This is a genomic window from Brevibacillus choshinensis (genome assembly GCF_016811915.1).
Lineage (GTDB): Bacteria > Bacillota > Bacilli > Brevibacillales > Brevibacillaceae > Brevibacillus > Brevibacillus choshinensis_A.
The window spans coordinates 4,623,000-4,637,470 of record NZ_CP069127.1; the positions used below are offsets into that span (position 1 = coordinate 4,623,000).

12 protein-coding genes and 1 pseudogene are annotated in these 14,471 nt (G+C 49.7%); 8 read left to right on the plus strand and 5 right to left on the minus strand.

Going from position 1 to position 14,471, the window contains the following annotated elements:
- Positions 1 to 14: 14 nt before the first annotated feature.
- Positions 15 to 1,097 carry a putative 2-aminoethylphosphonate ABC transporter substrate-binding protein gene (locus JNE38_RS23210; protein ID WP_203353483.1) on the minus strand — a complete coding sequence of 361 codons (1,083 nt, stop codon included), beginning with the start codon at positions 1,095 to 1,097 and terminating at the stop codon, positions 15 to 17.
- 135 nt (positions 1,098 to 1,232) lie between these two features.
- A complete protein-coding gene (locus JNE38_RS23215) occupies positions 1,233 to 3,341 on the minus strand; it encodes a helix-turn-helix domain-containing protein (RefSeq protein WP_203353484.1) in 2,109 nt (702 codons plus the stop codon).
- Positions 3,342 to 3,481: 140 nt separating this feature from the next.
- On the opposite strand from JNE38_RS23215, the gene JNE38_RS23220 reads away from it, so the two are divergent.
- Positions 3,482 to 4,717 carry an MFS transporter gene (locus tag JNE38_RS23220; protein ID WP_203353485.1) on the plus strand — a complete coding sequence of 412 codons (1,236 nt, stop codon included), beginning with the start codon at positions 3,482 to 3,484 and terminating at the stop codon, positions 4,715 to 4,717.
- Between the two features lie 49 nt (positions 4,718 to 4,766).
- Complete coding sequence (locus JNE38_RS23225) at positions 4,767 to 5,963, plus strand: M20 metallopeptidase family protein (protein WP_203353486.1); 1,197 nt, start codon at positions 4,767 to 4,769, stop codon at positions 5,961 to 5,963.
- Between the two features lie 87 nt (positions 5,964 to 6,050).
- Here JNE38_RS23225 and JNE38_RS23230 read toward each other — a convergent pair whose 3' ends face one another.
- Positions 6,051 to 6,917, minus strand: a complete 867-nt coding sequence (locus JNE38_RS23230) for a LysR family transcriptional regulator (protein WP_203353487.1) — start codon at positions 6,915 to 6,917, stop codon at positions 6,051 to 6,053.
- Between the two features lie 186 nt (positions 6,918 to 7,103).
- Here JNE38_RS23230 and JNE38_RS31250 point away from each other — a divergent pair.
- From JNE38_RS31250 to JNE38_RS23260, 6 genes and pseudogenes are all read left to right on the plus strand, one after another.
- Positions 7,104 to 7,205 (plus strand): annotated as a pseudogene (locus JNE38_RS31250) (ankyrin repeat domain-containing protein); the annotation flags it as partial.
- A 113-nt stretch (positions 7,206 to 7,318) separates the two neighbouring features.
- Positions 7,319 to 7,786: a nucleoside deaminase gene (locus tag JNE38_RS23240; protein WP_238933428.1), complete on the plus strand. Its 468-nt coding sequence runs from the start codon at positions 7,319 to 7,321 to the stop codon at positions 7,784 to 7,786.
- 39 nt (positions 7,787 to 7,825) lie between these two features.
- Positions 7,826 to 9,022 (plus strand): MFS transporter, encoded by a 1,197-nt coding sequence (locus tag JNE38_RS23245; RefSeq protein WP_428993672.1) that lies wholly within the window; start codon positions 7,826 to 7,828, stop codon positions 9,020 to 9,022.
- A 94-nt stretch (positions 9,023 to 9,116) separates the two neighbouring features.
- A complete protein-coding gene (locus tag JNE38_RS23250) occupies positions 9,117 to 9,503 on the plus strand; it encodes a MerR family transcriptional regulator (protein ID WP_203353488.1) in 387 nt (128 codons plus the stop codon).
- A gap of 445 nt (positions 9,504 to 9,948) precedes the next feature.
- Positions 9,949 to 11,643, plus strand: coding sequence for a methyl-accepting chemotaxis protein (locus JNE38_RS23255; RefSeq protein WP_203353489.1), 1,695 nt, complete (start codon positions 9,949 to 9,951; stop codon positions 11,641 to 11,643).
- A 52-nt stretch (positions 11,644 to 11,695) separates the two neighbouring features.
- Positions 11,696 to 12,670 (plus strand): HD-GYP domain-containing protein, encoded by a 975-nt coding sequence (locus JNE38_RS23260; RefSeq protein ID WP_203353490.1) that lies wholly within the window; start codon positions 11,696 to 11,698, stop codon positions 12,668 to 12,670.
- Here the strand turns inward: JNE38_RS23260 and JNE38_RS23265 are convergent.
- On the minus strand, positions 12,585 to 13,463 hold the full coding sequence (locus JNE38_RS23265; RefSeq protein WP_203353491.1) for an NAD(P)-dependent oxidoreductase: 879 nt from the start codon (positions 13,461 to 13,463) through the stop codon (positions 12,585 to 12,587). The genes JNE38_RS23260 and JNE38_RS23265 overlap by 86 nt on opposite strands.
- Positions 13,453 to 14,397, minus strand: coding sequence for an NAD(P)-dependent oxidoreductase (locus tag JNE38_RS23270; protein WP_203353492.1), 945 nt, complete (start codon positions 14,395 to 14,397; stop codon positions 13,453 to 13,455). Before JNE38_RS23270 ends, JNE38_RS23265 begins: the two co-directional genes overlap by 11 nt.
- Positions 14,398 to 14,471 lie beyond the last annotated feature (74 nt).

Sequence of the window (14,471 nt, forward strand, 5' to 3'; positions counted from 1 at the left end):
TATCTCCTCGTTGCTTACTTAGGCTCGCTCTTGGTAGCGTAGCGTTTTTCCCACTCAGCCAGCACTTTCTCGCGGTTTTCTGCCGCTTTTTTCAAATCGAGCAAAATGAGCTGTTTCAGCGGATCTACAGCGTATCCTTCTGGCAAAGCCGCTCCCTCTTGCTTCACACTGACGATCGCGAAGTTCGCGTTGTAAGCTTTCATCGCTTCATCGGAAACAGCCCAGTCGAGGAACAGCTTCGCTTCCGGCTTGATTTGCGCTTTTTTCATCAGGGCATTGGCTTCTACGTCCCAGCCGGATCCTTCCTCAGGGAAGACCACTTCAATCGGTGCTCCCTTTTTCTTTTCCGTGATCGCCCGGTAGCCAAAGGAAATGCCGATTGGATATTCACCTGTTGCCGCCATTTTGGCAGGCTTGGAGCCAGAGTGTGTGTAGACCGCCATGTTGTCATGCAGCTTATCGAGATAAGACCAGCCGTCCGCATCGCCCCTCAGCTGCATCACACCGTTGATGGTCAAAAGACCTGTTCCCGAGGATGCCGGGTTTGGCATGACGATCATGCCTTTGTATTCGGGCTTCGCCAGATCTTCATAGGAGCGAGGGATTGGCAGGTTGCGCTTTTCCAGCTCCTTGGTGTTTACCGCAAAAGCAGTCTCCCAAGCATCGATTCCGACCCAGTGCGTTGGCGACTTGTCGTCTTTAAACTCTGCGGAAACCTTCTCGACACCTTTTGGATCGTAGGCTTCCAGCATCCCTTGCTGGTCGAGGACGAGCAGGCTTGTTGCTGCGGTACCCCATACGACGTCCGCTTGCGGGTTGTCTTTTTCCGCGAGCAGTTTTGCTGTGATGATACCGGTCGAGTCACGGACGATGCTGACCTTCACATCCGGATATTTTGCCTTGAAGGACTCCAGATACGTTTTGATCTGATCGTCTTCCAAAGCCGTATAGACTGTGATCTCTCCAGATTGACTAGCATTGCTTCCACCTGGTGTGGAACCTTGTGTGTTTGCTTGGGATTGCGGGGCCAGGCCACACCCTGCCAGTACTGCCATGGATAAAAAAGACGCAAGCAAAGGATAATGCCACTTCTTCATGAGAATCTCTCCTCTGTGTGGGGATGTTCATTTCCTGTTCTTGCGTCCTATGTTACGTACGAAATATTAAGTTGATATGAATAGCACGTAAATTAATTGTTTTTAAGTGGTTTTAATTTGTTTTTCTTTGTCGTTTCATAAACCTTCCTTGATTTTGTTCACGAACGTCTCCCGCAAATGGCAGGCCAACTGCATCTTCAGCACATCTTCCGGCATTTCAAACGAAAGCTGCAGCAGCTGCTCTATCTTTTTCAGCCGTTTGTACAAGGTGTTGATATGAATGTGGAGCTGCTCTGCCGTCCGAATCGCCGAGCTGTTGGTCGCCATAAAGGTCAGCAAGGTGCGTTCCAGATCATTTTGTCTCGCTTTTTCTGTCCGAAGCGGAGTAAACATCTCTTCCAAAAAGACCATCAGCTCTTCAGCCGGCTGGTTCAAAAAGAGTCGGTTGATCCCGAGCTCCTCGTATCGCTGTGTTCCGCTCTGCTGACGTTCCGTGATGTAGCGGAGAGCTTTCTGCGCTTCCTCATGGCTCTTTTTGATGGCGCCGACTCCCAGACCAGCCGTCCCTATCCCCGCGCACAGCGGCAATCCTTCGCTGTCCCCCCACTCCTTCACCTCGTCCGTGATCCGTTGACAGAACGCATCGACATCGGCCTTCGAGGAAAGCATGGCCAGCAATGTGACCTTGTTGTGATAGCCAAAGATGAGGTGACGCCTCAATCCCAGCTTCCGCTTGATTCGAGCGATCAAACGGTGCACTTCCGCCTCCAAATGCCTCAAATCGTGGGAATGCCGAAGAGAAAACACGCAAACCGTCATGTAATCGGTAAGGCGCATCTCCCACTCTTCTCCGCCCATCCGCAGCAGCTCGGGGTCGCTGGTCTCCACCAGTTCCCGGAAAAACTCATGCGTTTTCTTATAGTACACGTCTGTGAGGGACTGCTTTTTCACCAGCTCCAGAGCCAGAACTGCCCCGCCCTGCTCCAGCGCGATCCTGCCGAGCTCGTCTAGCGGCTTATCCAGTATCGCAATCAGGCAGCCCAGGAAAACATGGCCGACGACGAGCGGTGTCACATGGTACTCGCAGCTCTCTTCTCCAGACATCCGTACGATTACCGGTGCCTGCTTGCGGGCAAACAAACGCGAGATTTCATCCATCGTAAATACCGGCATTGCCGTTTGCATGCGTGAGTACCAGTTGCCTTCCAAAAAGTCGACGAACAGCAAGGGTACCCCGATGATCTGGTCCAAAGCAGCGACAATCGCTTCCATCCCTTTGTTTTCGAGCGACAGGCGCGTCAGCGTTTCGTGAACTTCGTTGCGTTTGGACAAGTATTGGTTTTGGCCTTTCAGTTCTGCAAACAGCCGTGCATTCTCGATCACAACGGCTGCTTGACCCGCGAACCCCTTTAGCAGATGGACATCCCTCTCTGAAAGCGTCCCTTCCGTGTGATTTTGGTGGATGATCATCGCCCCGATCGGCTTGTCGCCTACCGAAATGGGGATGGAGATCGTCCCTTTCACATGGGAAAAGTCATAAGAGGCGAGCAAGTACTGGAGGTTTTCCCGTTCCATGTTGCTCATCGCCTCCGTAATCTCCTCGCGAGTAAAGTAGATCCGCGGCTGACCGTCCGCAAAGGTTTTTCCGACAATGGCCTCGCCCACTTTCAAACGATAGCGAAGGACATTGTCATTCAACCCGACGGCCGCACGATTGATCAGCCGATCTGTGGCGGGATCATACATGGCGAGGATGCCTGTGTCCGCAGCCGGAATCACTTCGATTGCATTGTCCAGAATTTCTTGCAAGAGGCTGTCCAGATCGAGCGAAGATGTGATGGCTCTGATGCCCCCGACCATCTTCGCGAGCTCGTTCTCCCGCTCTTGCACGACCCCCTCCCAATAGAGCTGGTAGAACAGCTGATAAAGATAGTTCCCGTCCCCTCTTTCCAGCACAAGGTCTGGATTCTTCAGCATCAGTGCAACCTTGTAGCCTTGGGGATAATCAAAGATCATCTGCGACCCTTGGTTCGGGATGGAGACCACTTCATAGTAAGGCTTTTTACGAGCCCGCCTGCTGCGTGCGAGAGGCGGCTGCTTTTCGCCTGCTGCCCCTGCGAGCCCGATCCGGGCGACATGCTCAAATTCTTGATGATGCGGCTTGCATTGCCAGATGTGCCCTGACCATGCCAGACCTTTTTCTAGTAAAAACGATTGGAGTTGCTTGATGACTCCCGTGGACACTTGCTGTCACTCCTTATGCTGGTAGAAAATCCTACACCAATAATCCGTTAATTGTACAAAAACCGACATTGAAATACAATTTTCATTATTCTTATAATTCTCGGTAATAGAATGCCATTCCAAGTAAAGGAAGTGATTCCATGACGCGCACGGCCGAGGATCGCCAAAAGTACATCGTGCTCTCCATGCTGTTTATCGCTTGGCTGATTGGCAACCTGGATCGCATGGTCATCAATGTTGCGATCATTCCCATCGTGGACGAATTCTCCCTCGATCCAACCGCGCAGGGCTTGATACTCTCCAGCTTCTTTGCCGGCTACGCCTTGATGCAGATTCCCGGCGGCTGGCTGGCCGACAAGTTCGGAGCTGCCAAGATCCTGACGATTTCCTTGTTTTTATGGTCCATTTTTACGGCATTGACTGGCTCTGCCTGGTCGCTAGTATCCCTCGTCCTCATTCGCTTTTTATTCGGCTTGGGAGAAGCGCCTTTTTCTCCATCCAGCGCCGTCTTGATCTCCGAGCATTTTCCCAAAGACCAACGCGGACGGGCTCAATCCACCCTGTTGTCTGCCAGCGTGATCGGCAAAGCGATTACCCCCGTCTTGGCATCGGGAATCATCGTCTGGCTCGGCTGGAGAAGCCTGTTTTTTGCCATCGGGGCCGCAGGCATGGTGATCGCGATCCTTTGCCTGGTTTACCTCAAATCACCCGTGCGTAACCAGGCGTCAGCAGGAGCCGCAGCGGAGAACAAGGTTCCCTTGAAGACGCTCCTGAAAATGCCTCTCCTGTGGAGCCTGTTGGTCACCTCTTTTGGCATCTATTTCGTGACTTGGGGAATGGCCAGCTGGATGCCTACCTATCTCGTCAAGGTACGTCATCTCGATCTTTTGTCCATGGGGGCATTGTCCACCATCCCTTCCATCTCCAGCTTTCTTTCCATGATCGCGGGAGGCGTGCTGTTGGACCGCTGGCTTGCTGGAAAGGAAAAAGGATTCGTGGCCGTATGCGCCCTCTTCACCGGGCTGTTCATTTACCTGATGTTCAATGCGCCCTCCGTCGGTATGGTCATCCTGTACGAGACTCTGAGCGGCATCACCGGCACTTTTATCGTGATCGCCGTAGGTCTGCAGCCGTTGAAGCGCTTCTCCCAGGAAGTGATCGGCACCGCGATGGGGATCGTCAATTTCGGCGGGCAAGCGGCAGGCTTTGCAGCGCCGCTCCTGATCGGGATGACCGTCAAGGCATTCAATGGTTCTTACGATGTCGCCCTGTGGCTTCTCGTCAGCATCATGGTTGTCTGCGCCGTCGCAGCGATGACTTGGCCGTCTGAAAGAAAAACAGCCAACGTCCCTTCTTCCCCGGTCCAAGCGGGTTGACAGGCCCACTCCCTTCCCTCGTACATCAGACAAAAAGGAGAGAATCACCATGCAAAACACACTGTTTGAAAAACTGGAAGCCCTCTATCCCGAACTGGTCGCCCTGCGCCGCGATATGCATATGTATCCGGAGCTTTCCTTTCAAGAGGTCGATACCCCTCGGAAAATCGCGGAATATTTGACTAAGCTGGGCCTCGAGGTCCGTACGGGTGTAGGCGGGCGCGGTGTCGTCGCTACTTTGCGCGGAGGCAAGCCCGGAAAAACGATCGCGCTGCGTGCCGACTTCGATGCATTGCCCATCCAAGATGAAAAGGATGTGCCCTATAAATCTCGCATCCCCGGCGTCATGCACGCTTGCGGCCATGACATTCACACCGCATCCTTGCTCGGTGTAGCCACGGTGCTGAGTGAAGTGAAGGACGGGCTCGCCGGAAACGTGGTCTTCTTGCACCAATTTGCCGAAGAGGTCATCCCGGGCGGCGCCAAGCCGATGATCGAGGACGGCTGTCTGGATGGCGTCGATGCGGTCTATGGGGCGCACGTCGCCTCCGAAGCGCCACTGGGCATGGTCGGCACCGGCGTGGGATATGTGACCTCCGCCTGCGATTCGTTTGATATCGTCCTCTACGGAAAAGGCGGTCACGGAGCCATGCCGCATGCCACAGTCGATCCTGTCGTGGCCGGCAGCCAGCTCGTCCTGAATTTGCAGCAGATCATCAGCAGACGCATCGATACCAAGTACCGGACTGTCTTGACCGTCAGCTCGTTCGTCGGCGGTGGGGACACGTACAATGTCATTCAGGACAAGGTCTCGCTAAAGGGTACGATCCGAACCTTCGAGGAGGATGTGCGCAAACGAATCGAGCAGGAAATCGCCCTGATCACCCGCACGACAGCCGAGCAGGCAGGCGGCACCGCAGAATTCACACTGACGCCCGGATACCCCGCCACCTGGAACCACGAAGCCGATGCTGCACGCGTGAAAAGAGTCGCGAGCGACATTTTTGGTCATGAGAAGCTTCTCAATCTCGAGTACGGCATGGGCAGCGAGGACTTCGCCTACTATCTACAGCACAAGCCAGGCGCTTTCTTCTTCGTTGGCGGACGCAATCCGGAGCTGAACGCCATCTATCCGCATCACCATCCCAAATTCGACGTGGATGAGCGCTCCATGCTGAATATCGGCAAGCTCTTTATCGGGATCGTGCTGGATTATTTGGCAAGTGAAGCAGAAGCATTAGCCTGATGCCAACTATAAAGAGCAGTGGCAGCCATGGACAACAATCTAGTCCTAGGCTGCCGCTGCTCTGTTTTTTTCCAATTTGGAATCATCCTACTTGATTTGCTCAATAAAGTGCCTTGCTGCCATGGAAAGGTAGTGGTCTTTTAGCCAGATGATGCCCGATGCGGCGCTCAAATGCGTGTCATCCATCCTGGTTGCTTTCAGCTCATGTCCCTTGTGCATTTTCAGCACGACCTCGGGTACTATCGTCGCTCCGAAACCGGATGAGACCAGTTCCAGCAGCATGGGGATATCCGAGCATTCGGACAACAGATTCACCTCCAAGTTGCGCCGGCTAAATTCCTCCAAGATCATGTGGTACACCCCTAAGCCTTCGGTACTCGGCAAAATCAGCGGATAGGCTTGCATCTCTTCAAACTGGATCGCCGAAGAATGCCGATCATCCTGAGCAGACGACACAAAGTAAAAAGGCTCTTTTTTCAATGGCAGGATGGAAAAGTCATCGAGCTCAAGCGGGAAGCGCACAATCGCCAGCTCTATCAATCTTTCCCTAACCATCTTGCAGAGCTGTGCCGACTCATTTTGCTGAATTTTATAGGTAATGAGCGGATACCGCTCACTATATTTCCGTAATTCAGTAGCCAATATGTCGGAAGAAAGCGTATTGACCCCCATGCTCAATTTCCCGCGCACTCCCTCACCGATTTCCTTCACTTCCAATCGTGACTCTTCCATATATTTCACGATTTTTTGTGCATGCTTGTACAGGTTTGCACCCGCTTCCGTCAACTCCAACCCTTTTGGATGCCGGATCACCAATTCAACCCCTAGAGACTGCTCAAGGTTTTTCAGCTGTTGGCTTAAGGGAGGCTGTGCCATATGTAGTTTTTTCGCGGCTGCCGAGATCTTTTTCTCTTCTGCAATGGCAATGAAATAGCGCAGTTGCTTGATATCCATAACAAGCGGCTCCTTTTGTCTGTGAAGTGACCGCATGCGGTCGAACAAAACGGTCCTGGTCGTTTTGATATACGAAAAACATTATCAACACCAATATCATTAATATTTTTCATATAGATGCTCCTATAGTAGCATAGGCATATGCAGCACGAAAGGAGTGTCATGCAGCATGCTTCGAATCTCATGGCACTCATAGACGCTGGAGCAGACGTGAATCTCCAAGATGATCTTCTTGATAATCCTTTTTTATATGCAGGTGCCGAAGGTCTTCTGGAAATCGTCAAGCTCATCTGGAGTGACCCCACTACAGCGTGCGAAAAAAAGCGGGTATACGAAAATCGAGCAGATTTTGCTGAAAGCTGGAGCAAAATAAAAGCTCATTCATTCAGGAGGAAAGCGCTGTGAAATCAAATCCATTCATGCAGCAAGCAATCGAATTGGCGTACGAAAACACCTTGAAGAATCAAGGCAAACCTTTTGGTGCGGTCATTGTAAAAGACGGGAAAGTGATTGGAACCGGAGTAAACGATGTGCTCGCCACCCATGATGTGACGGCTCATGCCGAAATGCAGGCCATTCGGGAAGCATGTAAAACTTTGGACAGCCCTTCGCTCGAAGGCTGCGAAGTATACGCCAGTGGACAGCCTTGCCCCATGTGTCTCGCTGCGATCTACTGGACAGGCGCTAAAACCGTATATTATTCCTACACCGAGAAGGATGCCGCAGAGGTTGGAATGAGCACCAAATACGTTTATGAACAACTGGCGCTTCCTTATGAAAAACAAGCCTTGCCGATCTTGCACCTGAAGAATGAAGAGGAGTCCAAAAATCCATTCGCGCTATGGAAGCAAACCATGACGAACAAGTAAGGCAGACTGCTTTTTTCAGAAGCAAAGGAGAAGAAATTCGTGTCTAACCATTCCTCATTCCCACTGCTACTCGTTAACATGTTTCTCGCGATGCTCGGCATCGGACTCGTCATTCCGGTCTTGCCGCAGTTTCTGCATGAATTTGGCGCTGGTGGACAAGCAGCCGGTTATATGGTCTCCTGCTTTGGGCTCACTCAGTTTCTTTTCTCCCCCATTGCCGGCACTATCGCGGATAAGTACGGACGAAAGCCGATGATTGTCCTCGGGCTATGCTTGTTCGCTCTTTCCAACCTCACGGCAGCCATCGCTGACGATTTGCTGCTTTTGTTCGTGTCACGTCTGATCGGTGGTGCCGGCTCTGCCGCTCTGGTGCCATCCATCATGGCGTATGCGGCGGATATTACAACGAACGAGCAGCGTACCAAAGTCATGTCGTATATTGGCGCGTCCATGTCCTCCGGTTTTATCATCGGGCCAGGTGTCGGGGGATTGCTCGCTGAGTACGGCATGCGTGCGCCTTTTTACGCCTCTGCGTGCATCGGTGTTCTCGCGATGATCGGCAGCATGATCTTTTTGCCTGAGTCGCTTTCGTTGGAAAAGCGTTTGACGCGCCAGCAATCCAAGGAAAAAAAGCCCAACGTTTTCCTGCAGCTTGCCTTATCGATCAAATCTCGTTTTTTTGTTCTGCTATTCCTTGTCTTTGCAGTTACCTTCGGCCTTACCCACTTTGAAGCGATTTACCCTCTATACGTTGTTCAAAAGTATGGCTTTACCACCCGTGACATCGCCATCTTGTTCACGCTATGCTCTTTGATTGCCACGTTCAATCAAGTGATGCTGACTACCCGGCTCATTCGACGATTCGGGGAAAAGAAAACGATCAATTTCACATTGCTGTTGTCTTCGATCTCGCTTGTCTTTCTGATCTTCTTTGGTCATTTTTTGTATGTGATGTTCATCACGATGCTGTTTTTCACTTGCAACAACATCTTGCGGCCAACGATCAATACCCTTCTTTCCAAGAGAGCCGGGGAAGAACAGGGATTCGTCGCTGGAATGAACAATGCTTATATGAGTCTGGGCAATATTTTCGGACCCGCACTTGCCGGCTTCCTGTTCGATGTGCAAATCAATTTGCCTTATCTGTTTGGAGCATTGGTCCTTTTGGTTGCCTACTTCGTCTCTGTCAAGTGGATCGAGAGGAAGAAAGCTGTCACAAGCATGGAATGGAATTAACGGAGGCACTTTTCGCCCCCTTTGACGGTTCCGTTTTTTTCCACATTTCCTTACAATAAGATTCGATGAATTCACCAGGAGGAGGGGCATTTCCTTGCGAATCAGTGAATTGTCAAAGATAACCGGTGCGAGTGCCAGGTCCATCCGCCATTACGAAAAGAAAAACCTGCTGTCTTCCGTTCGGCTGGAAAATGATTATCGGGTGTTCGATGAGTCTGCCATCAGGCGGATTCGGATTATCCAATTATATTTAGGGCTAGGCCTGACCACCGAGCAAATCGAGGAAATCCTCCGAGGCGAGGAAAGCGCTCCGTCCGACTACGCCTTTTGCACCGAAATGCTCGACTTGTATCAGGAGAAGCTGGATCAGGTCAATCGTCAGCTGGACGCCTTAGGAGCGCTCAAAGACCGATTGGAGTACCAGATCCAAACGATGGTCGATAAGCGAGAAAGCAAAGAGAGATCCCAGTCAGTTGGATGACCGGGATCTCTTTTTGCGTCAGCGCTTTCGCAGCAGTCCCCTGATAGCTATTGGGAAAATTGCCTACAATAATCACCCTTCGACTGTTATATGTGTAATTGTGTGCATTGGTCTCGAATTTTTTATTTAAAATTTATCTTTCTAGAAAAAAATTGAGTAAACACTACTTATTTACATATAACTATTTGCCTATGTATTTAATTACAAATATTGACTCACTAGGTCAATGCTTCTAATATTAATGTTGATTACTGACGAAGTATGTCGATTTTTGTAAATATTCTAATAGGCCTGTTAGAATCCTTACCAATGATTTCATATTCCTTTCCCATTTGCCATTTGAAAGGCCCAGATCCATTCGTAGCATCCATAGTTAACGACGTTAGAAGTGAACTCCTTTTTGAAAGGAGTTCTTATTTTAAAAAAATGATTGAGGTGATTTTTTGTGAAATTGACTATTGGGAAGAAGTTGATTGGCTCTTTTTTAATTATTGCGATATTACTAGGAATTACGAGTGCAATCTCATCGTATTACCTGCAAAAAATTGACGAAGCAGATACGGATTTGATTGAAAGACGTGCTGTCATTCTATCTAATGTCCAAAAAATACAAGTGGAAATGTCCAAAGAAACTAGCAGATTACGCGGATATTTGCTTACACGGGAACAGGAATTCTCAAATGGTGTACATACTTCTTACGATGCATCAACTAGTCTCATCCGAGAGACTCGTAGTCTGTCTCAAATTAAAGAATTACAAGAGGGATTGCAAGCATTAGAGGAATTAAATCATGAATTCAAGCAGAAATATGATCGGCTGTTTACCATGGTTCAAAGTAACCAATCCGAAATCGAACTAATGGATTACTATAAGCAAGAAGTATTACCTTTAGGCAGACTACTTGATTCGCAAGTAGAAAAGCTAGCCACTTATCAACTACAATCCATGAATGAAGCCAGTAAAAGAAACACAGCGCTCGTCGATTCTGCAATTGCAAATGTCGCCTCGCTTAGTGTTTTTGCCTTTGTCTTAGCGATTTTGATTGGCTATTTTAGTTCAAGGATGATCACCAAGCCTATAGTAGCCATTGCCAAAGTCGCTGAGCGAATCGCTTCCGGTGATTTAACCGTAGAGGACATTCGTGTGAAAAATAGAGATGAAATAGGTAATCTTGCTATATCGTTCAAACAAATGGCTGATAATCTCCGTGATTTGGTTCGGCAAATCAGCATCAGCTCTGAACATGTGGTTATGTCCTCAGAAGAGCTAACGGCAAGTGCAGGACAATCCAGTAAGGCCACTGAAACGATCACGTTGACTATCCAGGAAATTTCGGCAAATACCGAAAAGCAATCGCAAAGTGTACAAGAAAGTGTTGTAGCCATCAACGAAATGTCATCAGGCATCCAGCAAATTGCGTCAAGTGCTCAAATGACTTCTTCTTTATCCGTCCAAACGTCTCAAAAAGCGTTGGAAGGAAATCGAGCAATACAAACGACAGTCAAGCAAATGGATTCTATCCATAGCACAATGAATCATTTAGCGAAATCAGTAAGGGAAATGGAAGGGCATTCTAAAGGAATTGCACAAATTGTGGAGGTCATATCTGACATTTCCGCACAAACGAATTTGTTAGCATTAAACGCTGCAATAGAATCGGCTAGAGCAGGAGAACAAGGTCGCGGGTTTGCAGTGGTCGCTGATGAGGTTCGTAAACTAGCGGAACAATCTACGCAATCTGCCGAAAAAATTGCACATTTGGTAACTACGATCGAAAGTTACACTCATAAGGTGGTTGAATCGATGGAAGCCGGAGTGAAAGAGGTAAATGAAGGCATTCAAGTCGTTCATGCCGCTGGGCAATTGTTCGAAGATATTAAGCAAAATATTGACGAAGTTTCAGGGCAAGTTCAAGAAATATCGGCAGCTTCCCAACAAATATCAGCAAGCACGGAGCAAGTCATTCATTCGATTGAAGAAATTTCAGAGGGATCAAAACATATAGCCTCGGAATCACAAAATGTATCCGCCTCTGCGGAAGAGCAATTGGCTTCGATGGAGGAAATCACATCCTCTTCTGCCTCATTGACGAAAATGGCAGAAGAACTGCAAGATACGGTTGGAAAATTTAATGTTTAATGCAATTAGGCTTCCAAACATGTCATAAATATTCAGGTGACTTATGTTTCAAATGCCGAAAACAAAAACTCGGAAAATATTGAAACTGGAGAACTCTTTTCCACTCGGCACTATATACATTGTTGTTTTTGTGCTAACGGTGTGGATTGATGGTTACGTCTTTCCAGAAAAGAATTTATTAGCTTTGTATTTGTTTAATATTATAATTGCAGGGACCATTTTTTGGAGAAGCCTCGCTTTTCAAATCATCATGACTGGCTTACTTACATGGCTCTACTATTATTTCGCACCATTTCCCGCTCCAAATATGGAAATAATTATCATTCGCGGGCTAACTCATTTTTTAGCTATACTTTCTATTTCCATGATAATCAAATATTACAAAAGAGAAAATGAAAGTACACTAAATTTAGCCCTTGCCCTAGCAAAATCACTAGATGCCAGAGATAAATATACAGCGCTCCACTCTGAACATGTGGCTAACTACGCCTGCATGATTGCTAAAGAGATGGGATTATCACGAAAAAAATGTGAACAAATACATTTGGGAGGTCTATTGCACGATATAGGTAAGATTGGTATTTCCGAGTCTATCCTGTTGAAACCATCGAGACTGACATTGGAAGAATATGAGCTTATTAAACAGCATCCAGCCATCGGTTATCAAATGGTCAAGCATATTACGTTCTTCCAAAAAAACGGCATTCTTGATGCCATCTTGTATCATCATGAACACTTTGACGGAACTGGGTATCCTCAGGGGCTAAAGGGGAAGCAAATTCCCCTGATAGCCCGGATATTGGCAGTCGCAGATTCGTTTGACGCAATGACATCGAGCCGAGTCTATCGGGATAAATCGGATAAGAACCACGCTATTGATCAATTAAAGAAGAATGCAGGAACACAGTTTGATCCTGCAATCGTGGATGTGTTCATCAACATCATAGCTGATCGGTCAGGCGGGAGAAAGCATCCATGCCATAGCCTGCATCGATCGCCTGGCGGGCAATGGCATAGGCTGCGCTGAGCACGCTGGCATCGATGCCGTTGTGTTTGGCCGCGTGGATAATGTGCTCCATTCCTGCCGCTGCAGAGTTGAGGTTTGACTTGTCTCCCGGAAAGCTGTCTTCCTCCACGTGCTCCGCCATATATTCCATGATGTCAGGCAGGATGGCGACGATTCCTTGCGCGTACCGGGCAAACTCCCTGGGAGAGATATTCTCCGCGCGAGCCAGGGCGAGGGCGTGCACATACCCGCTCATGGTGGTCCAGAACAGGTCGAGCAGGGAGACGTCAAAAGCCGCTGCCCGGCCATGGTCATCCCCCAGGTACGATGCCGTACCGCCTATACTCGCCAAAGTCGGCTGGTGCACCGAGTAGACCGCTTCTGAGCCGCTGTACAAGACGACCGCAGCAGGCGTTCCTATCGTCGGGGTAGGAGTCATGATCGCTCCATCGAGGTAATCGATCCCTCTATCCGCTGCCCATTTCGCCATCGATCGGGCACGGTCCGGCGAGTCAGCCGTGAGATTGACCAATGTTTTCCCGCTCAGCGCCTCTCCCTCATGTCCGAGAATGGCTTCCACCGCGTGGTAATCCAGCACGCAGATCACAACGAGCGGACTCGCTTCGATCGCGTCCCTGACTGTCTGTGCGAGAGTGGCCCCCCTGGCGACGACTGCATCAGCCTTTCCCGCGGTGCGGTTCCAAACCGTTACAGGATGACCATTTTGCAAAAAGGCTCCTGCCAGCGCCTGACCCATGGGCCCCATGCCGATGACCGTGACCGATGACCGCTTGCTTGTTTGGTTATTTTCCATGGGGGTGACCTCCGTTCCTCTTCATCTCTTCAAACACACGCGTAAACGCATCGGCGCCATAGCCTTCCTCAACCATTTGCTTGGCGATCGCATGGATCGGAACCAGCCAGTCGGGTGAAATCCCCATTTCCTCGCTTGATTGGACGATGTTTTCCAGCCCGAGCCGGTTGACCGCCATGTTGGATACCTCCGTCGCATGGTTGCCCTCATCCAATGCGCGGGCGGTTTCGGGGTCCGTCAGCAGAGGAACGATCAGATGCTGGATCCAGTTGCTCGCATAAGGCAGGAATTCCGCTGCGGTGACGTTGGCTGTGCTCAGCATGGCATGGGCATGGAAGTAGCTGTACCAAGCACCATAAAGCATGCTCAGGAGCGCCAAGTCATACAGCAGAGGAACACCGGTATCTGGACCGAGATAGGTCGTGTTGCCCCCCAGCTGTTTCAGCAGTTGCTCGTGCGCATCAAAAACAGACTTCGGCCCCCCGTAGAAAATCAGTGCATCTGGAGCTCCGATCATGGGCGGAATCGCCATAATGGCACCGTCGAGATAGTCGATTCCCCGCTCGGTTGCCCACTGCAGTGTTTGGCGAGCCCGCTCTGGCGTTCCTGTCGTCAGGTTGATCAGGACTTTCCCCTTCATCTCCGCATTCAGCGGGGCGAACAGCTCATGCATGACCTCATAAGTAGTCAGGCAGACGACGACTACATCACTTGCGGATACCGCTTCGGCCAAGGACTGCGCGCGGTATGCACCTTTTCCAACCAGCTCATCCCCTTTTTCGCTTGAACGGTTCCAGACCGTAGTTGGATGACCCCCTTTCAGAAATGCGCCTGCAAGTGCCACGCCCATATTCCCCAATCCAATGACCGACACCGAGGTCAGCTTTTTCTCAGCCGAATCGGCTGCCCTGTTCTCGTGAAGCTCTTTCCTCATCCTTTTCCACTCCCATTCACTGATTGAATTTCGCTTCATCCTGACTCTAAGGGATGACACTAGTGTGAAGGTCA